Below are 22,263 nucleotides of genomic sequence, written 5' to 3'. Positions count from 1 at the left end.
GACCCGGCGAAGCGGCGCCGGAACGGGATTCAGGAAAGGTGGAACGTCTGAACTGAGGAATATCAGTTCCAACAGAAATGATTGGTATGAAGAAGGGAAAGGCGGACTCGTTTATTTCGTGTAATAGCTGGTGTCGCCTTCATAGGAAGCCCGCAGGATGTCGATCATATCGTTGACCATCGGCACGCGCGGATTGGCTGGGGAGCACTGGTCCTCGTAAGCCAGATAAGCGATCTTTTCCTTCGCGCCGTCCCAGGCCTTTGCATCCAGACCCTGTTCCTTGAAGCTCATCTTGATGCCGCAGTCCGCGCCCAGATCCGCGCAGGCTTTGGCATAGGCGACGACGCCTTCTTCAACGGTGTTGAATTTCAGGCCGATCAAGCGGGCCAGTTCCGCGTATTTCTCATCGGCTTTGTAATAGTTGTATTTCGGCCAGACGCCCGGCTTTTCCGGCTTGGTTCCGTTATAGCGGATGACGTATGGCAGTAAGATCGCGTTGGCGCGGCCGTGCGGCACGTGGAATTCAGCGCCGATCTTGTGCGCCAGAGAATGATTCATGCCTAAGAATGCGTTGGCGAAGGCCATGCCCGCCAAGGTTGCGGCGTTATGCATCTTTTCGCGCGCTTCCGGATCGTTCTTGCCGTTGGCAACCGCCCGCGGCAGATATTCGAAGACCATCTTGATCGCCTGCAGCGCCAGACCATCGGTGAAATCAGAGGCCAGCGTGGAAACATAAGCTTCCGTCGCATGCGTCAGCACGTCCATGCCGGTGTCGGCAGTAATCGAAGCCGGCAGACTCATCGTCAGGGCTGGGTCGACGATCGCGACGGTCGGCGTCAGGGAGTAATCGGTCAGCGGGTATTTCTTGTTTTCCTCTTTATCGGTGATGACGGCGAACGGCGTTACTTCTGAACCGGTGCCGGAAGTCGTCGGGATGCAGACCAGCTTGGACTTTTTGCCCAGTTCCGGATAGCGGAAGGCCCGCTTGCGGATGTCCATGAACTTCTGCTTCAGATCGTCAAAGTTAACGTCCGGCTGTTCGTAGAATAACCACATGCCCTTCGCCGCGTCCATTGAGGAACCGCCGCCGATTGCGATGATCGTATCCGGCCGGAACGCCTGCATCAGGCTCAGGCCCTTCTTGACGGTCTGGATGGACGGATCCGGTTCGACGTCGCAGAACAGCTGAACCTGAACCTTGTTGCGGCGCTGTTCCAGCTGATCGGTAACGCGGGTGACATAGCCCAGATCGACCATTGAGCGGTCGGTAACGATGAAGACCCGCTCCACGTCCCGCATGCTGTGGAGATATTCGATGGAATCTCTTTCAAAATAGATCTTGGACGGCACTTTAAACCACTGCATATTGTTTCTCCTTTTTCCGATCTTCTTGATATTCAGCAGATTGACGGCGCTGACGTTGTCCGATACGGAGTTGTGGCCGTAAGAGCCGCAGCCCAGGGTCAGGGATGGGATAAAGGAGTTGTAGACGTTGCCGATGCCGCCGAAGGTGCTCGGTGAATTCCAGATGATCCGGCAGGCTTTGATCCGTTCGCCGAAGCGCTTGGCCAAATCCGCGTTGGCGGTGTGGATGGCGGCGCTGTGACCGATGCCGTTGAACATGACCATCGCTTCCGCCTTATCGAACCCATCTTCGACCGATTCCGCTTTCAGCATGGCCAGCACCGGCGATAATTTCTCGCGGGTCAGCGGTTCGTTCGGTCCGACTTCCTTACATTCCACGATGATGATGCTGGTGCGCGGATTGACGGTGAAGCCGGCCCGCTCGGCGATCCAGGCGGCGGACTTACCAACGATATCCGGATTCAGCTTGGCTGCGCCGACATTTTTGGTGAAGGCCTTGACGCCGAACATGTACTGCTCGAGCATTTCTTTTTCTTTCTTATTTGCATAGTGGACATTGTAATTTTTGAACTGATCCTTGACGTCGTCATAGATTTCCTTGTCGACGATGACGGCTTGTTCCGATGCGCAGATCATGCCATTGTCAAACGCCTTGGACAGCGCGATGTCGTTGACCGCCTGTTTGATATCGGCGGTCGTTTCAATGTAGGCTGGAACGTTGCCCGCGCCGACGCCCAGGGCCGGCTTGCCGCAGCTGTACGCCGCCTTGACCATCGCGTTGCCGCCGGTAGCCAGGATCGTTGCGACGCCCGGATGATTCATCAGCGCCGAGGTTGCTTCCATGCTCGGATGTTCGATCCACTGAATGCAGTTTTTCGGCGCGCCCGCTTTGACCGCCGCTTCATAGACGACCTTGGCGGCCGCAACGGAGCACTGCTGGGCATTCGGATGGAAACCGAAGATGATCGGGTTTCTCGTCTTCAGACAGATCAAACTCTTGAAAATCGCGGTGGACGTCGGATTGGTGACCGGGGTGACGCCGGCGACGACGCCGACTGGTTCGGCGACATAGGTTAATCCCTGAACCTCGTCTTCCTTGATGACGCCGACCGATTTTAGATGCCGCATATGGTTGACAACATATTCGCAGGCGAACAGATTCTTGGTGGCCTTGTCTTCAAAGACGCCGCGCTTGGTTTCCTCAATCGCCAGTTTGGCTAATTCGCCGTGTTTATCCAGGGCTGCGACCGAACATTTGGCGACGATGTAGTCGACCTGATCCTGATCCAGCTTTAAAAAGTCATCCAGGGCTTTCAAGCCGTTTTCAACTAATTGATTGACTTCCGCCTGAGCCGGGCTAAGTGTTTCTTCCATCAGAATATCCTCCTTGTTGTGAATTGTTTCACTTGTCTTTACGGGTGTGATTATAGCATGTCGAAATGGACGTTGCAATAGGCTTATGACAACTTTTTCACAAGTAAACGGTTACATTGAAAAAAAGTTTTTCCGGTACCGCTTACATCAAAATTCTTCAGAAATCGACAGAATTCCGACGGCCTGCCCAGCTGAAAAAGCCGCCGCCGCATATCGTAGCAGTGGAGGTGACAGCGATGCAATATGGTACTTTAATCGTAGAAGTAACCGTCGCTCAGCAAGCACTGCCGATCGAAGGCGCGGCGATCTTGGTGACTAACGAAGATCAGACCATCAACCTGCGGTTAAGCAGCGGAGCGAACGGGAAGAGTCCGGTAATTCGAATCGAAGCGCCCGACCGCGAGTTGAGCTTGAATCCCGACAACCAGACAACCCCGTACGCGCAGGTGCATGTAACGGTGTCCAAGGCCGGATTTGCGGACCGGACATTCCGCAACGTTCAGATTTTTGCGCAGGAGGAAGCGCTGCTGCAGGTGGACCTGCTCAATGCCGACGAGGAACTGGCCCCGCAGTTTGAGGAATTCATCGAGATTCCCGAACATGCCCTGACCCGTTCCATGGCCCGTTCCTGCGGCTGCTCGCGCGGGGGCTGCTGCGGCTTTAACGAGAGTGTTGCCGCGGGCGATGCCGAGGAATCAATCGCGCCGTACATTCTGGATTATCCGATTATCCCGAAATATGTAACCGTGCATCTGGGCCGGCCGACATCCAATGCCCAGAATGTGACGGTAACCTTCAAGGACTACATTAAGAATGTAGCGTCCAGCGAAATTTATCCGACCTGGCCGGAACAGAGTCTGCGCGCGAATATCTACTGTCAGATTTCACTGTGCTTGAACCGTGTGTATACCGAATGGTACCGCAGCCGCGGTTATTCGTTCGATATCACCAACAGCACGGCGTTCGATCAGTATTTCGTGTATGGCCGGGATATTTTTACCAGCATCAGCAAGATCGTCGACGATATTTTCAACGAATATATCCGCAAGGTAAACACGGTCAATCCGTATTATGCGGAATATTGCGACGGCCGGCAGGTATGGTGCAAAGGCTTAAAGCAATGGGGCACCGTCGATCAGGCGAACAAGGGACTCAACGCTTTCGAAATCCTGCAATATTATTATGGCGACGATATTGAATTGATTGACACAAGCCGGATCGAAGGGGTTACCGGATCGTTCCCGGGCTTGAATCTGCAGCGCGGCGTGCGCAGCGACAGCGTGGCGATCATCCAGAATCAGCTGAACCGGATTGCCGTGAACTATCCGAACATTCCGCCGACCTATCCGATCGACGGCATTTTCGGGGAAGGCACGGAAAATGCGGTCAGGGCGTTTCAGCGTCAGTTCTCGCTGACGGCGGACGGCATTGTCGGCAAAGCGACGTGGTATAAAATTTCCTATATCTATGTGGCGGTGAAAAAGCTGGCCGAACTGAGTTCTGAAGGTGTTGAGGACCGGCTGCCGGGCGTTTATCCGGGAAGAGCGCTGCGCCAGGGCGACCGCAATGTCTATGTGCAGGAAATTCAGTTTTACCTGCAGAAGATCGCGCTGTTTACCTCGCGCGTGCCGACGGTGAAGATCGACAGCAGCTTCGGCGCTTCGACCCGCAACGCTGTCGTGGCATTTCAGCGGCTGGCAGGCTTAACGCCGGACGGCATCGTGGGCCGGCAGACCTGGGATACCCTGGTGCGGGCGTATCGGGAAACGCAGTCGATCGTCCCGCCGCTCTCACAGAAGATTCCGGCCTATCCGGGAACGTCGCTGCGCTTAGGCAGCCGCGGTGAGAATGTCAGCATCATGCAGATGGCGCTGAATGTAATCAATCAGGGCTGGGGCAATTCCAATCAGCTGGTCGTCGACGGCATCTTCGGTGCGGCGACGGAAGCAGCGGTGCGGGCGTTCCAGACCCGCGTGGGCTTAACGGCTGACGGGATCATCGGACGAAATACCTGGGGTGCGATTTCCGAACAGTACAGCATTGCGACCAACAACGCGGTGGCTTTGTCGGAACAGAATTTCGAGTTGTACCGGTTCTTATATGAGAACTATACAAGCTTGATGTATTCCGTGGATAACGATCAGTCGAATTTATAACGAGAATCTTCACGTAACGAGAATCTTCACGGCAGGAATTGAATTAAGCCATGAAAAAGGTTCGCCTGTAAGCGCGGACCTTTTTCTGTCTGGATTGCATGAGGAACAATCGCATTCGCGATACGTCAGACTGCGGCGGAGGATGCTGCAGGAGGCTTAAGTGCGGGCGGCCTGTAAAAATAAAAAGATGCCGCAAGTCGGGCATCCAGAATAAAGCTTCATGAATTTCCAAGTCAATAACGAACGGTAAACCGTTTTTCTTTTAATTGAGTAGGGATCGGCTTGCAACTGAGGTTTTCGACGTGGATAAACCGGTCGCCCCTGCGGATCCGGCTCAGCAGTTGATGCAAAGCTGCGGTTTCGCCCTGCAGCTCCATTTCCACCATCCCGTTTTCCATGTTGCGGATCCAGCCTGTAATTTGCAGCGAATTGGCCAGCGACTGGACAAACCATCGAAAGCCCACGCCCTGGACCTGTCCCTGAACTACGGCATATATTCTTTCCATGATGTCTCCGCCCTTTCTGCTTTTATGAATATGGTTCACCCTTGTTTAATCTCATTGTACTGCGAAGAAGGAAGGCCTGTCCAGCGAAGAACGTGCTGAAAATATGAATTTTCAAGATGATAAGTTTCTGTTTTCCGGTTACAATAAGATTGAGGTCAAAAATCCGATCTGCTGGAAGATGGATGCGCAAAACAGACTTTAAAAATCTGATCAGCCTGATCAAAGAGCTCCTGGCCGCAAACAGAAAATGAATTGGGCTACACTTGTGTTTAAATGTCTAAATCTGGAAGATGAATGCTTGACAGTTCTTCAACTGAATGATATATTACGCTTGCCATTGGATCAATGGGGAGTAGCTGCGCAGCGATGCGTGCTGTATTCGTCATCACGATCTGTTCTTACAGATCCGGATGCAGCAATCAGAAATGATGGGCAAGACCGTTATCTTCAGGTTTTGAAGGTAGGCTTGCCTTTTTTTGTGAAGGCAGCGAAGGAGGAAGATGTAGATGAAAACCAGTCAAACCGCGCAGGAAGTGATCGAGGAATTAGGCAGCGATCTGAGCGCCGGGCTTACCGAGCAACAAGCAAAGGAACGGACAGAACGATATGGGTATAATGAACTGCAGGAAGTCAAGAAGGATTCTTTGCTGAAACGTTTCTTACTGCAGTTTACCGATCCGCTGATCATCGTTTTGATCTTGGCGGCACTGATTTCCATTATTGTGGATCCGGGCGAGTGGATCGACAGCCTGATCATTGTGATCGTCGTGCTGTTCAACGCAATACTGGGCGTCGTGCAGGAAAATAACGCGGAGAAATCGCTGGAAGCGCTGAAGAAGATGAGCGCGCCGCAGGCGAAGGTTATCCGCGGGGGACAGAAAAGAGTGATTCCGTCCCGGGAGCTGACCGTCGGGGACGTTGTGCTGCTGGAAGCGGGCGATTTTATTCCCAGCGACGGCCGGATTGTAGAATCCTTTAATTTGCAGATCGACGAATCAGCGCTGACCGGCGAATCGGTGCCGGTCAATAAGACCAGCGAAGCGCTGGGGCAGGACGATGTTCCGCTAGGCGACCGCAAGAACATGGCGTTCTCCAGCACGGTGGTTACCTATGGCCGGGGCACGATGGTCGTCACGGCGATCGGCATGGAAAACGAAGTCGGCAAGATCGCCGGCATGTTGATGAACAGCGGCAAGGAAACCACACCGCTGCAGAACAAGCTGGCGCAGATTTCCAAAACGATCGGCATGCTTTGCTTAGTGATCTGCGCGGTCGTCTTTGGTATGGAAATGTTCAGCGGTATGGGCGTGCTGGAAGCATTTAAGACCGCAGTAGCGCTGGCCGTGGCGGCGATTCCGGAGGGACTGGCCACTGTCGTGACGATCGTTTTGGCGCTGGGCGTCAACAAGATGGTCAAATGCAACGCGATTGTCCGGAAACTGCCGGCGGTCGAAACGCTGGGTTCGGCGAGCATCGTCTGTTCGGATAAAACCGGCACGCTGACGCAGAACAAAATGACGGTCGTGAAGACCTATCTGCCGGAAGCGGGCATTCAGGATTTCAAAGCGGAAACCGCCGGAGATGACGTAAAAGAATTAATGCGCTGGTTCACGCTGTGCTCGGATGGCGAAGTGATTCCGGAAGCGGGGAAACTGAAAATGATCGGCGACCCGACGGAAACCGCGCTGGTGGAAGCCAGCTATAAAATGGGCGAAACCAAGCCGGAGCTGGCGAAGACGTATGTCCGCAGCGAGGAGCTGGCCTTTGATTCTTCCCGGAAGATGATGACCGTGTTCTATCAGACGGACGAGGGGATTCTGGCGATTACCAAAGGCGGACCGGATATCGTGTTAGGCCGGTGTGAGAATTTCGCGGGCAAAGCGGCGGCGGAGGAAGCCAACGACACGATGGCGAAAGACGCGCTGCGGGTGCTGGCGGTCGCGGTGCGGCGTTGGGATGCGATTCCGGAAAATCTGGACAGTGAAAATGTTGAGAATCATCTGACGTTTGTCGGCTTGTGCGGCATGATCGACCCGCCGCGCGACGAAGTCCGCGATGCGATTGCGCAGGCGAAGCATGGCGGCATCCGGACGATCATGATCACCGGCGACCATGTTGTCACAGCGACGGCGATCGCGAAGAATTTAGGAATTCTCGAACCCGGCCAGAAGGCCATTTCCGGCCCTGAACTGAGCGCGATGAGCGATGAAGAACTGGAAGCTCAGATCGAACAGATTTCCGTGTATGCCCGGGTAGCCCCGGAGCATAAGGTGCGGATTGTCAAGGCATGGCAGGACAAAGGGCATGTCGTTGCGATGACGGGCGATGGCGTCAACGATTCGCCGGCGTTAAAAGCGGCGGATATCGGCTGTGCGATGGGCATTACCGGTACGGATGTCGCCAAGGGTGCGGCGGACATGGTGCTGACTGACGACAATTTTGCGACGATCATTCATGCCGTGCGTCAGGGCCGCGGAATTTACGATAACATCCGCAAGGACGTTCAATTCCTGTTGTCGAGCAACATCGGCGAAGTGCTGACAATCTTCGGCGCTTCCTGTATATCTCTGATTCCGGGATGGAATCTGGGTGTTCCGCTGATGCCGGTGCATCTGTTATGGATCAACTTGATCACCGATTCCCTGCCGGCCTTTGCGATCGGGATGGAAGAACCGGAACCGGATATTATGAACCGCAAGCCGCGCAGCAAGGATGAAAGCTTCTTCGCACACGGCCTGGGCTGGACGATTGCCTGGCAGGGCGTGATGATCGGTACCTTGACCTTGATTTCCTATATTTTAGGCAACCGGGACGCACATGAGATCGGCATGACGATGGCGTTTGTGACGCTGGCGTTGTCGCAGCTATTCCATTCGTTTAATGTTAAGAGCGAACACAGTATCTTCTCCAAGCAGATCTTCTCCAATAAGTATTTGTGGGGCGCCTTTGCGGTCGGCGTCGGTTTGCAGCTGTTAGTGATGTATGTGCCGTTCCTGGCAAGCGCCTTCTCAATGGCGGCGTTGGATCCAAGTCATTTGATGATCGCGGTTGGACTGGCATTTGTGCCGGTGATCGTCGTCGAGATCACAAAGCTGGCGCACCGGATATCGCAACGGTAATCGGGGCTCAGAAACAGGCGTGTTTCAATAGCCTGTCCGAAATAAAAATAAGATCAGAGAAAAGCGGACCGATGAGGAGGCTTCTTCTCTGATTTTTTTCGTTTTCCAGTTTTTCTCAGTATTGCTTTCCCGCGCTTAAACTCAATAACCGGTTATTTACATTTTGTTTCATGAAAATATGTAATTGATATGAAAGAATACTGAAAAATTCGTTGTGAGCATACACCAGTAGTGCTAGAATGGGGATATTAGAAAAGAGGATGACAACGATGACACGAGTTTACAATTTCAGCGCTGGACCCAGCCAGCTGCCAACCGAGGTCTTACAGAAATGTGCTGCCGAACTGATGGAGTACGGAATTTCCGGGCAATCCGTCATGGAGATGAGTCATCGCTCCTCCTCTTTCCTTGAAATCATTGAAACGACGGAGCTGCGGCTGCGTTCGCTGCTGCGGATTCCAAAGCATTATCAAGTGCTGTTTCTGCAGGGCGGGGCATCACTGCAGTTTACGATGGTACCAATGAACCTGTTGAAACCAGGCGGGAAAGCGGGCGTGATCCATACTGGTGCCTGGACGAAAAAAGCGATTGCGGAATGCCGCAAGATCGGCGGCTGCGAGATCTTAGCCAGCAGCGAGGCGGAACACTTCACAGAAATTCCGAAGGGTGTGACGATTCCACAGGATCTGGACTATGTGCATATCTGTGAGAACAATACGATCTACGGTACAAAATATAAGGAACTGCCGGAATGCGGAAGCGTGCCGCTGGTCGCGGATTGTTCCAGCTGCATTTTAAGCGAACCGATGGAGATTTCCCGCTATGGCCTGATCTTTGCGGGAGCGCAGAAAAATATGGGGATCGCGGGTCTGACGGTTGTGATCGTGCGGGAAGATTTGATTCAGGAACGTCCAGAGATTCCGTCGATGCTGAGCTATGCCGTGCAGGCGAAAAACAATTCGATGTTCAATACGCCGCCGACCTTTGCGATTTATCTGCTGGGACTGGTGCTGGAATGGATCGAAACCCGGTTTCATGATTTAGCGGTGTTGAAGGCGGTCAATCAACAGAAGGCGGTGCTGCTTTATGATCATATCGACCAATCCCGGCTGTTTACCAATCCGGTCCGTCCGGAAGATCGGTCGATCATGAACGTGCCGTTTGTCACCGGCGACGCTGCGTTGGACGCGAAGTTCATCGCCGCGGCGCAGGCGGAAGGGCTGGTCAACCTGAAAGGCCATCGCTCGGTCGGCGGCATGCGCGCTTCAATCTACAACGCGATGCCGTTGGAAGGGGTTCAAAAGCTGGTCGATCTGATGCGGCGCTTTGAGGAGGAGAACCGGATATGTTAAACATACGTTGTCTGAATAAAATTGCGGAGGCGGGATTGGCGCAGTTTCCGCAAGCCTCCTATCAGTTTACAGAACAAGCCGGTGCGGAAGACGCGATTTTAGTGCGCAGCGCGGATTTAAAAGAAATGGATTTCGGAGCCGGTCTGAAAGCGATCGCCCGGGCCGGGGCAGGAACAAACAACATTCCGATTGTCCGGTGCAGCGAAGCGGGAATCGTCGTGTTCAATACGCCGGGCGCGAATGCCAATGCCGTTAAAGAACTGGTCTTGGCGGGGCTGTTGATGTCAAGCCGGCCGGTCATTCCGGCGATCAACTGGATCGAATCGCTAGGCAGCGCGGCGGATTTAGCGCAGCGGGTTGAACAAGAGAAAAGCCGGTTTGTCGGAACGGAATTGAAGGGGAAGACGCTGGGCGTGATTGGTTTGGGCGCGATCGGAATCCTGGTCGCCAATCTGGCGGCGGAGCTGGATATGCAGGTCGTTGGCTATGATCCTTATATTTCCGTTGACGCGGCCTGGAAGCTTTCCCGTCAAGTGCGGCACGCGGAAAGTCTGGAAGCGGTGCTGAAGACGGCGGACTATGTGACGATTCATGTGCCGCTGACGCCGCAGACAAAGAATTTAATCGCTGCCGGCCAGTTAAAATTGATGAAGACTAAAGCGGTGCTGCTCAACTTTGCGCGCGGCGGTCTGGTTCAGGAAGACGCCGTGCTGGCGGCGCTGGCAGCTAGGCAGATCCGCGGTTACGTTACGGACTTCCCAAGTCCGGCTTTGGCTGGGAAGCCGGGCGTAACTTTAATCCCGCATTTAGGCGCTTCGACGGAGGAAGCGGAGGAAAACTGCGCGGTGATGGCGGCGCAGGAATTGATCGATTATCTGGAGAACGGAAACATCCGGAACGCTGTAAATCTGCCTGACGTTGTCATGGAGCGCAGCGGTCAGGCGCGGCTCTGCTGCTTCCACCGGAATGTGCCGAACATGCTGGCGCACATCTCCGGCATGATCTCGAAGCAGGGGATCAATATTGAAAATCTGCTCAGCCGCTCGCAAGGGGAGTTTGCCTATACGTTAGTGGATGTGGATACTTTGGCGGTGGAGGAAATCGCCGCCACGCTGCGTCAGCAGCCTGAGATCCTGCGCGTGCGGGTTTTAGTTTAAAAGTGTCTGGGAAAAGAACAGGTCATCTTCTGCGAGGGTGTCCCTCGGTAGATTTTCATTCCTTTTCCATGAAAAAATCATTCAATTTGAATCAAAGCTTGCAAAAAAATTTCAGATGGCTATAATAACTACTAGAAAGCGGTTTAACTAAAGGATTAGTAACAGAAGAACCTGGGAAAAGAGAGGAACGGTGACCCGCTGAGAGCCGTTCTGCCCGGCAGGTTTCTGCGAATTCACCTTTATAGTGGGAGTAATGATCCCCGTCTTCCTCACGTTACAGGGAAAATTAAGGTGTATCTTTGCGCCGGCGGACGCGTTGGTGTCGGCAGGCAGGGCAAGGATAAATCAGGATGGTACCGCGAGCCGTCGTTCCTGAATCAGGAACGACGTTTTTTATTTTTGTAAAGGAACAAAGGAGAACCGATTATGGAAAAAGTTCAGCAAGTCCAGGCTCAGGCGCTGGAAGAAATCAAAGCCTGCGAAGATTTGCAGCAGCTGCAGCAGATCCGGGTGACGACGCTGGGGAAGAAAGGCCCAATTCAGTCGCTAATGACGATGATGAAGGATCTTTCCCCGGAAGAAAAACCGGCTTTCGGTCAGGAAGTCAACGAGTGCAAGAAAGCCGTTGCCGCCGCGATTGAAGCGAAAATGGCGGTGCTTGAAAAAGCGGCGATGAACCGTAAGCTCGAAGAAGAAAAAATCGACATCACGCTGCCGGGCGTGCCGTTTCGCACCGGGACGCTGCATCCGCTGACGCTGATCAGCCAGGAAATCGAAGATCTGTTCATCGGCATGGGCTACACCGTCGCCGAAGGTCCGGAAGTCGAACTCGATTTCTACAACTTCGAACGCGCCAACATCCCGGCCGATCACCCTGCCCGCGATATGCAGGATACGTTCTACATCAATCCGAAGGAGCTGCTGCGCACGCATACCACGGCGATTCAGATGCGCGAGCTGGAAAAGGCCCATGGCCAGCTGCCGATCAAGGTCATCTGCCCGGGTAAAGTCTACCGCCGCGATGACGACGATGCGACTCACTCCCATCAGTTCATGCAGGCGGAAGGTCTGGTCGTCGGCGAGAATATCACGCTGACCGACCTGAAGGGCACGCTGCAGTTCATGGCCGACCGGATGTTCGGCAAAGGCCGCCAGATCCGTTTCCGTCCTTCGTATTTCCAATTCACCGAACCAAGCGTCGAGGTCGACGTCAGCTGCCACATCTGTGGCGGCAAGGGCTGCCCGGTCTGCAAAGGCACCGGCTGGATCGAAGTGCTCGGCGCCGGGATGGTGCATCCGAACGTGCTGGAAATGGCGGGCTTTGACTCGACGAAATGCTCCGGCTTCGCCTTCGGCGTCGGCATCGAGCGTGTCGCGATGCTGAAATACGGCGTTGACGATATCCGTAATTTCTATATTAACGATACCCGGTTCCTCAAAATGTTCGATCGTTTTGACTAATCGCTGAAGGAGGAAAAAAGAAAATGAGAATGAGTATGAACTGGCTGAAGGAGTACGTCAATCTGGACGGCGTCACCCCGGAAGCCTTAGCTGAGAAATTAACGATTGCCGGACTGGAAGTCGAAGGCATCGAAAAAGTGGCCGAAGGCACGAATCTGGTCATCGGTCAGGTTCTGACCTGCGAGAACCACCCCGACAGCGATCATCTGCACGTCACGACGGTCAATGTCGGCGACGAAGTGCTGAATATCGTCTGCGGCGCGCCGAATGTCCAGGCGGGACAGAAAGTCATCGTATCCAAGGTCGGAGCCGTGCTGGCCGGCGGTTTTGAAATTAAACCGGCCAAGGTGCGCGGCGTGGAATCCAACGGCATGATCTGCAGCCTGTCGGAGCTGGGCGTGGATAAAAAAGCCCAGACGGAAGAACAGCTGAACGGCATTTACGTTTTTGACGACGAAGCGCCGGTGGGTGAAACCCGGGTTCTGGAATACCTGGGATTGGACGATACGATCCTGGATATCGGTTTGACGCCGAACCGTGCAGACTGCAACGCGATGTGGAATCTGGCGAAGGAAGTCGGCGCGGTGCTGCACCGCGAGGTGACCTGGCCAGACTGCAAGTCCGCCAGTCAGATCGGCACGCCCGGCAATTTCAAAGTTGCCAGCAAGACGGAAAAATGTCCGGTATTCGTAGGCAAGGTCGTTAATCACGTGAAGGTGGGCCCTTCGCCGAAATGGCTGTCCAACTATCTGCATGCCTATGGCATCAAATCGATCAACAACGTCGTCGATATCTCCAACTTCGTCATGGTCGAAACCGGCCAGCCGCTGCACTACTATGATTTAAGCAAGCTGCCGCATCATGAAATTACCGTTGTGGACGACGTTGAGATGACGATGCAGGCGCTGGATGGACAAGACTATGAAATTAAGAAGGGCGATCTGTTGATCACAACCGGCGGCGAACCGACGGGAATCGCCGGGATTATGGGCGGCGAGGAAAGCAAGATCGACGAATCGACGACCAGTATTTTCATCGAAGCCGCCGTTTTCAACGCGGTATCAATCCGCAACACTTCACGCCGGCTGGGCTTGAGCACGGAAGCCGCGATGCACTTCACCAAAGGCGTGGAGCCGATGGCGCCGATCAAAGCGGTTGACCGTTCTGTTCAGCTGTTAAAAGAACTGGCGGAAGCCGACGGTTTTGAAGAAAATGTTCTGGTGGGAACGATTGAGGATCCGGTGAAAACCGTGAGTGAAACGCTGACTCACTGCAATACGTTGTTAGGCACAGAATTCACGATGGATCAGGTGCTGGGCGTTTTGAAGGATCTCGATCTCAATCCCGTCCAGGACGGCGACTGCTTTACCTGCACGATCCCATCTTACCGCACAGATTTAAATATCCGCGAAGACATCGACGAAGAAATCATCCGCCTGTTAGGCTATGAAGACCTGAAAACCACGCTGCCGACGATGGAAGCGACGGCCGGGCAGCTGACGGACCGGCAGGCGATGCGCCGCAATCTGCGCAGCTCCCTGAATGGGCTCGGACTTTCCGAAGTCATCACCTATACGCTGGTATCGCAGAAAGCGATCGACAATGCACTGATGCCGCTGGGCGAGGCAGTCGCTCTGGCTGCGCCGATGAGCGAGGAACGCAAATATGTCCGAACCTCGCTGATTATGAGCCTGCTGGAATGTCTGGCTTACAATCAGAATCATAAGAATGAAAACGTGAATCTGTTTGAAATCTCCAACGTCTATGCGGTCAATACCCAGCAGGAACGGCTGGCGATCGTGATGTCGGATTCATTGCAGAATTCCAAGCTGAACCGGATCGATATCCGCAGCGATTTCTTCGCGGCTAAGGGCGTCTTGACAGAGACGCTGCGCAGACTGGGCTTTGCGGCGGAACGGTTAAGCTTTAAGGAAAATGATCAGGATGTGGAACATTTCCATCCTTACCGCAGTGCCTGCGTCATGCTGGGAAATCAGCTGCTGGGCGTCCTGGGCGAAATCCATCCAGTCCTGGCGAAGGAGCTGGGGATCGGCAAAGCGGTCTATGGGGAATTCAACCTGGAGCTGTTGTTGGCCAGCAAGGCCAGCAAGGTTAAATTCAGTGCGATCAATCGGTTCCCGGCTGTTCACCGCGACATCGCTTTAGTCGTGAGGGAAGAAGTGAAGGCGGAGCAGCTGATGAAGGCGATCAAGGCGGCAGGCAAGCGCATGGTCAAGCAGGTCGAGGTTTTCGACGTCTATCAGGGTGAACATGTCGAAAGCGGCAAGAAATCGGTAGCGCTGTCGATCACCTATCAATCGGAAGATCACACGCTGACCGATCAGGAAATTCAGGACGTGCATCAGACGGTTCTGGCTCGTCTGGAAAAGGATTGCCAGGCTGTGCTGCGCGGTTGATTCACAATTCAGTTTTCGAACAAGATCCGGTGAAAATCGGGTCTTTATTTATGCAAAAAGATGTAAAATTGAGCTTGCATGGAATCCCTGATGAAGCCGTGGTTAATCATTTCGTTCATCCGTCGATATATTTTTTTCCAAACTCTGAAAAACTCTGAAATCCCCTCTTGTCTTTGATTCAAGAGTGCGGTAATATGAAGAAGTTCACGTTTTTGGTGAAAGAGAGGGAAGTTTTGTGGTTGAATTTAACAATGAAGAGATGCAAGGTGAAAGACGTGAGACCTTTGTTATCCAGGCTGATCGCTTTGGTGAGGACAGTGCGTTAAACAGTGTCCGGGAGAAGCTTCGGCCCTTATTAAAAAGAGGATTTGCCGGGTTTGCGGAAAAGCGGATGACGCAGTGCGGAACGCTGAATCCCTATTTGTACCGGGCTTCCTTAGTTCGGGCAACGGCAATTTTAGGCGGCCATTTGGTCTGGAATCAAGGCGAAGACTGGTTGGTCAGTGAAGAAAGACAGATTTTACTGAAGGAAACTTCGCTGGAAGGTACGGCCTGGCTGGTTGCTTTGTTATATTATATGACGATGTTTGAAACAGGAGCGAAGTTAATCATCGAAGCTCCGGAGCAGGGCTTAAATTTGAATCAGCAGAAGATGCTGAGCGAAATGATGGTGTTGTATGAAGCGGTGGATGGCGTCGTCGCGATCACGAAATCGGATTCGCCGTATTTTCAGATCAATCAGGCGGAAGCCTTGCCGCAGGCAGATCATCGTGATTGATTCACACAGGATGCAAATGCAAGAACGAGGCTCAATGATGAACCTAATAAAAAGATCAGATTCCAGGAATGGCTGGATATTCTGATCTTTTTTTCGTTATCGTCCGGGATTGGACAAGTTCGCCTTGGTTCGTGTTCAGCTAAACTGGACAGTGAACGAGAGGGAAGAAAGTTATTTTTTTGGAAAGGCTGGTTAGTTGGCGTTTTCTACGGCGCTGATCAGAGCCACCAGCGGGGAATTCCAATAGATCGCCACTTCGTTGGTTGAATAGCTTTCCGCATCATCGACATAACACTTGGCCGGTGCGGTGTCGCCGTTAAACAGCGACTGGGTTATCGGATCCTCGAGCGCGGAATCCGGACCGCCGACCAGCGCGCCGGGCAGCAGAGCATTTGCCGCGGAGGCAGGACGGTGATGGAGGTGCTGAGGTGAATGAATTCCGGAATTGGTCACAAAGGAGAGATTCAGGCTGTTGCGGCCCAACAGATAATGGAGATGGTCAGCCGCGCTGTTGACATAGTTGACGTTGGCGCGGATATCGTTGGCCAAGGCCAGAATTAAACCGTTGTTGGCGATATCGGCATTGCTGCCCCAGGCGTATGCGGAATACAGGGAAACAAAATAGCCGTCGTTGGACGTGGCGTTGAGGACCTGTTCGGCATCGGTGATCAGCTTGGACAGCAGTTGTTGATAGAAAGTGGAATCGGCGTTTTGAACATTGGAAAGTTTTAATATCAGGTAGGTGCCATAAGAGCCCATCGTTTTCCACTGCACACCGGTCAGCTGATCGGCGCTGGTCTGGAATATCGTTTTTACGGAATCGAGGTATTTCTGTTCGCCGGTCGCGGCGTAGAGAGCGGCCGAGGCGAGATAGCGCTCATCGGTATCGTTGTCGTCGCTGTATTGGCCGGCGGAAAAGCCTTCCGGATTGGTGTAGACAGAAAGGCTGGCTGACTGCAGATAGTCCCAAGACAGCTTCGCGGCGTCCAGGCAGCGCTGGGCGAACTCAGGATCGATATCTTGATAAATAAAATAAGCCAAAGCCATTGCGCCGACAAAATCGCCGGTGGAGGTTGTCATTTCCTGCATGATATAGAGCGGAGCCTGATCGTGATCCGGCATGATGAAATCCGGGAATTGCGCGGTGACGACTTTATCATAAACGCCGCCCCAGCCGTTCTGCATCTTTAACAGCCATTCTAACTCGACGCGGGCTTCATCAAGAATATCCGCGACGCCGTTGCCGCTTTCCGGAATGCCGATCGCGTCGGTGAACAGATGCGGGTTCATTTGGTAGGCGAGCATCAGGTCGATGACTGCTTTTGTCCCAGTCGGCACATAGCGGCCGTAATCGCCGGCGTCATGCCAGCCGCCGCTGACATCCAGCTGCTGATCAGTGCCGTAGATCGTAGCGATCTGGGTGTGACATTGTTCATGGGCGAAGGCCCCGGCCCAGTCGGCGGTTAACGTCTGACCACAGCGCTGCAATGAGAGCATTTTGACGGTCTGATCCAGCAGGTTGTGGTACAGGTCTTCCTGAATTTCAAATTCGTAGGAGGTTCCGTTTAGCTGGGATTGCAGGCGGTAGCGGCCAGGGGTTGTGAAATCGCTGAAATCGCCGTAAAAGGTTGTTTCCTTCGTGCTTTCGTTGTACAGCTTCCGCAGAATCGGGGCGGTGTAGACGACGGCGTTGGTGTTGGCGTCGATCACCTGGAAGCAGTCGCCCTGATCGAACGGGAAAACAACTTTTTTCTGAGCGTTGGGCAGGTAGCCGGTCTGGTTGATTTTGATATTCGGCTCTGTCGGGCCGTCAGAGGCTTCCTGAAGGATTAAATTGGAGATGGTGACTTCATGGTAGTCGTAGGTAGTTTCGGACGTTGGCGCGCCTGTATTGAAGGCGAGACGGCCGTTCCAGGAGGTGTTGCCCTGGATTTTGATGTCGAATTCGTAATGCGTGCCGTTTTCGGTAGCTGTCAGCATCTGCGTGAATTCGATCGTGCTGTCATCGACGTTCATGATGAACACCTCGACCGGGCGTTCGATCGTAGCCATGAGGTCAAAGCTGAGGTGGTAGGTGACGCCGTGAATCAGCGGCAGGCCTTCGTGATAGGTTTGGACGCCGAAAATCTCGGTGCCGGGGGAGTTCATAATAATTTTAATGTTGGAAAAGGTGCTTTCGAGAATGCCGTAGCCGTCGGTGGACGTTAAGGCCCAGGTTGTTTCAAATTCCGGCTGGGCGATGGGGGCTTGCGTGACGGGTAAATCCACGACGCTGATGACCGGATTGGAGCTTGGTTCGGGCGTCGGTTTATTTTCAGCCTTGGAGCAGGCTGTCGTTAAGCATAGCAAGGCCAGCATGGAAATCAGAATTTTTTTCATTGAATCCCTCCTTCGATGAATAGTACTATGATACAACAAATAAAAAAAGAAAGGGGTGGAAAATTCTGAACGACTGAAAATTGTAAGAAGTTGAAGTAACCAGAGTGAACTTTAAATTCTAAATAGTAAAATTTACCAAAAAAAAAGAAAATGATCTGAAATCATTCGAATAAAGCTTTCTTTTATGGAGATTTCGATGTGATTGTGGATAAGAAAATTAGAATTATAAAATCTATGCTAAGTTTCATATTATTTCTTAAAATAAACGTGATAAACTAATAGTATTGATATACTGTGAGGGAAAAGGTTTATGAAAAATTTACTCGTCTTTTTGTTGTCCATTTGTTTAATTAGCAATAATCTGACGCTTGTAAAAGCGGAAGATCAGGGGGAGTCTGCAGGAGAAGGAACGATTGCAGAAGTACAAGAATCATCAGCTCCGGAAATAACGCCGGATTCTAATGATTTGAATCCAACTTTAGTTCCTACCCTGGAACCTGAACCTGATCAAAAGCCGGAGATTCCCGTTGATAAACCCACGAAGTCACCGGAGATTGTGGTAACGCCGCCGAATACTGATGAACCATTAAATACGTCAAAACCGGAATTATCTTCTGAGTTGGAAACTTTGTCAAGCATTGATTTCACAAATCCGGAATACCCGGATCTTGAAGTCGATTTTAATACGTTACATCAAAGAAGTGAAATTGCGCTTTTTTCCAGTGAAAACAATGCTTCAGATTTCAAGAGTGCCGCTGACGCTGTCAAAGAAGCCTTGATTTCGCGCGAGGCCACGATCACAGTTACCTTTCCTGTCAGTGCTTACCCTGATCGTGACAACGTCATTATGGATTTGATAGAACAAGCGATGGCTTATGACAATAATATTAATCCTGAGGCTGGCGATTACCTGCAACTGAACTACCGCGGCTGGAGCGGCGGCGGATATATCCAAAATAATCAATATACTTTGACATATACCGTTGAATATATGACGACGCTGCTGGAGGAAAAACAAACGGGAGTCACCATCAGCCAGCTATTGTTTGCAACCTATCAGGTTGATAAAATATCCGATCCTCAGGAAAAAATTAAAGTTATTTATGATTATGTAACCTCTCATGTCAGCTACGATTATACGTATTCTAAATATGACGCCTATAACGCGCTGATTAATCATACCGCTGTTTGTCAGGGGTATGCTCTCCTAATGTATCGGATGCTTTCCGCAGCCGGCTTAAAAACAAGGATTATTACCGGTGGAAATCATGCCTGGAACATCGTAAGCATCGACGGCCTCTGGTATAACTTAGACGCGACCTGGGATGCGGGAATGGAGGGAAACTATCAATATTATTTAAAATCAGATAATGCGTTTGCGGATCATTATCGAAAAGAAAAATATAAAACCGAAGCGTTCTATGTCCAATTTCCAATGGCTTCCTTGTCTTATGGACAGGAAGCTGAGGAACAGCCCACCTATATACAGGATCTGAATTTTGGAAGTTTAACGACAACAGCAGGAGAAATTTTTGACTATGATCAGTTGGCAGGAAAGTCGAGAGTTTATTTGTTTTTTAGCAAAGACTGTGGCAACTGTCAGATCACTTTAGAAGAATTAAAAGCCAGTGCGGTCCAAGCTTATCCTTATGTGCAAGTGTTTTTATTTGAAGTAAACCAAACTTCAGATGAGGAAGTAAATCGTTTTTTAGAGCAAGCAGGGTTGTCTGATTTTGCAGCTTTTTCCGATTCTGGGAGTCTGATGCGGCAGTATATGCGGATTCTGAATACAGGAGATATTCAATATCCGCTGCTGATTATAGCTGATCCAGACGGACAGATTCGTTATTGGGATGATGAAATTCAGGAGGCGGAGGAATTTAATCAGGCAGTGCGGCTTATGAAGGAATCACATTACTATAAACCGGTAACGGCCATTGAAAGCGACAATATAAGTTTGATCACAGGGAAAGAACATCCTTTATCAGTCGCAATTCAACCCGCAGACGCTTCTGATCAACGGTTAAGTTATTATTCTGAAGACGAGGGGATAGCCAGTATCGACGATTTTGGTAAAATCACTGGAAATCATTCCGGAACGACCAGGGTTCATATTATTCCCGCTGAAAATCCGAGACATGAAAAAATAATTGAAGTTCATGTCGATTCAGCAGTGACCTCTCTGACGTTTAATAATATTAAAAATGAATATGAAGCAGGGATATCTGAGGATATATCCGTAAATATCCAGCCGCAGGATTGGGGAAACCGGGAAATTCACTGGGCGTCTTCCAACGAAGCTGTGCTTACGATTAGTGGAACTTCCGATCATGGGATAATTCAGACTCTAAAACCTGGATATACCGTTCTATCTGCAGAAATTGATGATGTAAAAATAGAGAAAACGATAAGAGTACTCGGTGAAATTGAACTGCCGGAAGATTTGACAGTGGAACAAGCTAAAAATGGCGATCTTCTAATTACGACGAAGGATGCTTTCTGGAAAGAAAATCTATTGGGTCATGGATCAAACAGTATCCTGCTTACGAATGGAATTGAAGAATATGCTCTGACAGATGAATTCCAGATGAATGATAAACATCAGCTGGTCATGAACTTTAATCGGCTGCTTGAGTTGGGAATATTAAAAGGAAATTATCAAATTACTTTCGATTCCTTGCATTACCAGAGCTTTCATGGAGATATCCTATTAAATTTCGGGGCTGAAGAACTTCCGCAGAACTTATCGTTAAAACAGAGAGAAAACGGAGATTTGGTTTTAACCACAGAGAATACTGATTATAGGCAGCAAATCACAGGGGTTAGTCTATATTCTGAATCAGGAAAAGAATATCATTTAACTTATACTACTGCGGAGGATTTTATTCTTGTTCCCTATTCGCAAATAATTAAGCAAAATTTGAAGAAAGGAACCTATCAGTTTACGGTATCTTCTTTTGGCTATGCTCTCTGGAAAGGCGAGGTACAAATTGAAAAAGCTGGAATTTTCACACAGGAGGGAGAAAATCTTTATTATACAGGCCAGAAAATTCAACTGGAAACGCTTAACGATAATGAAATAATAAAATGGAGCAGCAGTAATTCGTCTATCGCCTCTATTGACACAAATGGATTATTGACCTTTAAAGCGGCAGGTACTGTTAAAATTACCGCTAAATATCCAGATGAATCACAAATTTATACAATCAAAGTTCTAAAAAGCGCATTAAAAATTTCGTTGGATAATAATAAATTGTTAGTAAATGAACCGGCGAAGCTCCATCTTGACCGTAATGTAGAAGATCAAATTATCTGGAATATTGCGGATCCTTCTATTTTGGATTTGGATGAAGAAAATTTGGAAATCACTGGGAAGAAACCGGGAATTACGAAATTAACAGCGATGATGAACGGTATTTCTTCTACACTGTCAGTTACCGTTTATAGTATTGATGTTAATTCGAAATTAAGTATTCTTGTCGAAGATTATCAGAGTCAAGGTCTGGAAATAGGGGAAGAACGTCAGATCCGGGTTGTGGGATCGATCGGGCAGGAGGAAGTAAACGACAGGGTAACGTTGACAAGCAGTAATCCGAAGGTCGCTGTAATCGATGAAGCCGGGAAGCTGAAAGCGATCGGCTTAGGAACCACGACGATAACAGCGGCAGTGAAGGATGATCCGGCGAAGCGGAAGGTGACGATGAGCGTGAAGGTTATCGCCCGCCAGGTGGGAGAGATCCGGATCACAATGAAAACAACGAATCCACTGGTAAGCAGTATAGAAGAAAACGGGATCTTGAAGCAGCTGACGTTGGATGCCCGGGACGTGCGGAATATTAAAAACGGAATAGAACTGGAATTGAACGGGGAGGCGCTGGACAGCTTAGGTAATCTATCGGCGACGAAGCTGAACTGGAGTACGACAGACAGTCAGGCAGCGGCCATCACAGTAAAAAATGGGAAAGTAATTCTGACACTGAAACAGGCGGGAACGGTGACGATCACCGCGGCGGCGAATGATCTGTATAAGAAACAAGCGAGCGTTACTGTCAGAATCCGGGACTATGAGCCGCGGATCAGTACGAATACGGTGACGCTGAATCCGGCGAAAACGATGGGGGAAGTCATCCGGCTGTATCCGGCATATGATAATGAAATTACGGAAGTGAAGCTGATGGAAAACGGCGTACTTTCAACGC

11 protein-coding genes are annotated in these 22,263 nt (G+C 51.0%); 8 read left to right on the top strand and 3 right to left on the bottom strand.

The window, feature by feature from the left end; all coding sequences use genetic code 11:
• Positions 1–111 precede the first annotated feature (111 nt).
• Positions 112–2,739, bottom strand: a complete 2,628-nt coding sequence (gene adhE / locus I2G61_RS13385) for a bifunctional acetaldehyde-CoA/alcohol dehydrogenase (protein ID WP_072685936.1) — start codon at positions 2,737–2,739, stop codon at positions 112–114.
• Positions 2,740–2,975: 236 nt separating this feature from the next.
• Between adhE and I2G61_RS13380 the strand changes: the two genes are divergently transcribed.
• Positions 2,976–4,895: a peptidoglycan-binding protein gene (locus I2G61_RS13380; RefSeq protein ID WP_229056779.1), complete on the top strand. Its 1,920-nt coding sequence runs from the start codon at positions 2,976–2,978 to the stop codon at positions 4,893–4,895.
• A gap of 233 nt (positions 4,896–5,128) precedes the next feature.
• Here I2G61_RS13380 and I2G61_RS13375 read toward each other — a convergent pair whose 3' ends face one another.
• Positions 5,129–5,401 (bottom strand): acylphosphatase, encoded by a 273-nt coding sequence (locus tag I2G61_RS13375; protein WP_083538686.1) that lies wholly within the window; start codon positions 5,399–5,401, stop codon positions 5,129–5,131.
• A gap of 506 nt (positions 5,402–5,907) precedes the next feature.
• Between I2G61_RS13375 and I2G61_RS13370 the strand changes: the two genes are divergently transcribed.
• The 6 genes from I2G61_RS13370 to I2G61_RS13345 all read left to right on the top strand — a co-directional run bounded on the left by I2G61_RS13370 (position 5,908) and on the right by I2G61_RS13345 (position 15,685).
• Positions 5,908–8,520, top strand: a complete 2,613-nt coding sequence (locus I2G61_RS13370) for a calcium-translocating P-type ATPase, PMCA-type (RefSeq protein WP_195548335.1) — start codon at positions 5,908–5,910, stop codon at positions 8,518–8,520.
• A gap of 269 nt (positions 8,521–8,789) precedes the next feature.
• Positions 8,790–9,872 (top strand): 3-phosphoserine/phosphohydroxythreonine transaminase, encoded by a 1,083-nt coding sequence (serC, locus tag I2G61_RS13365; RefSeq protein ID WP_195548334.1) that lies wholly within the window; start codon positions 8,790–8,792, stop codon positions 9,870–9,872.
• Complete coding sequence (locus I2G61_RS13360; RefSeq protein ID WP_195548333.1) at positions 9,866–11,029, top strand: phosphoglycerate dehydrogenase; 1,164 nt, start codon at positions 9,866–9,868, stop codon at positions 11,027–11,029. The genes serC and I2G61_RS13360 overlap by 7 nt, the downstream gene beginning before the upstream one ends.
• A gap of 426 nt (positions 11,030–11,455) precedes the next feature.
• Positions 11,456–12,490 carry a phenylalanine--tRNA ligase subunit alpha gene (gene pheS / locus I2G61_RS13355; protein WP_072685946.1) on the top strand — a complete coding sequence of 345 codons (1,035 nt, stop codon included), beginning with the start codon at positions 11,456–11,458 and terminating at the stop codon, positions 12,488–12,490.
• A 23-nt stretch (positions 12,491–12,513) separates the two neighbouring features.
• Entirely contained in the window at positions 12,514–14,907 is a 2,394-nt protein-coding gene (gene pheT, locus I2G61_RS13350; RefSeq protein ID WP_072685948.1) for a phenylalanine--tRNA ligase subunit beta, read from the top strand.
• 235 nt (positions 14,908–15,142) lie between these two features.
• The gene (locus I2G61_RS13345; RefSeq protein WP_072685949.1) at positions 15,143–15,685 is read left to right on the top strand and encodes a hypothetical protein; all 543 of its coding nucleotides are present in this window, start codon (positions 15,143–15,145) and stop codon (positions 15,683–15,685) included.
• A gap of 192 nt (positions 15,686–15,877) precedes the next feature.
• Here I2G61_RS13345 and I2G61_RS13340 read toward each other — a convergent pair whose 3' ends face one another.
• A complete protein-coding gene (locus I2G61_RS13340) occupies positions 15,878–18,064 on the bottom strand; it encodes a glycoside hydrolase family 9 protein (RefSeq protein WP_195548332.1) in 2,187 nt (728 codons plus the stop codon).
• A 310-nt stretch (positions 18,065–18,374) separates the two neighbouring features.
• Between I2G61_RS13340 and I2G61_RS13335 the strand changes: the two genes are divergently transcribed.
• On the top strand, positions 18,375–22,263 hold a 3,889-nt coding region (locus tag I2G61_RS13335; RefSeq protein WP_195548331.1), incomplete at its 3' end, for an Ig-like domain-containing protein.

This window comes from Holdemania sp. 1001095H_141210_F2, assembly GCF_015558105.1.
GTDB lineage: Bacteria > Bacillota_I > Bacilli_A > Erysipelotrichales > Erysipelotrichaceae > Holdemania.
Note: the sequence above shows the minus strand (reverse complement) of the source record. Positions and strands in the feature narration are given on the sequence as shown.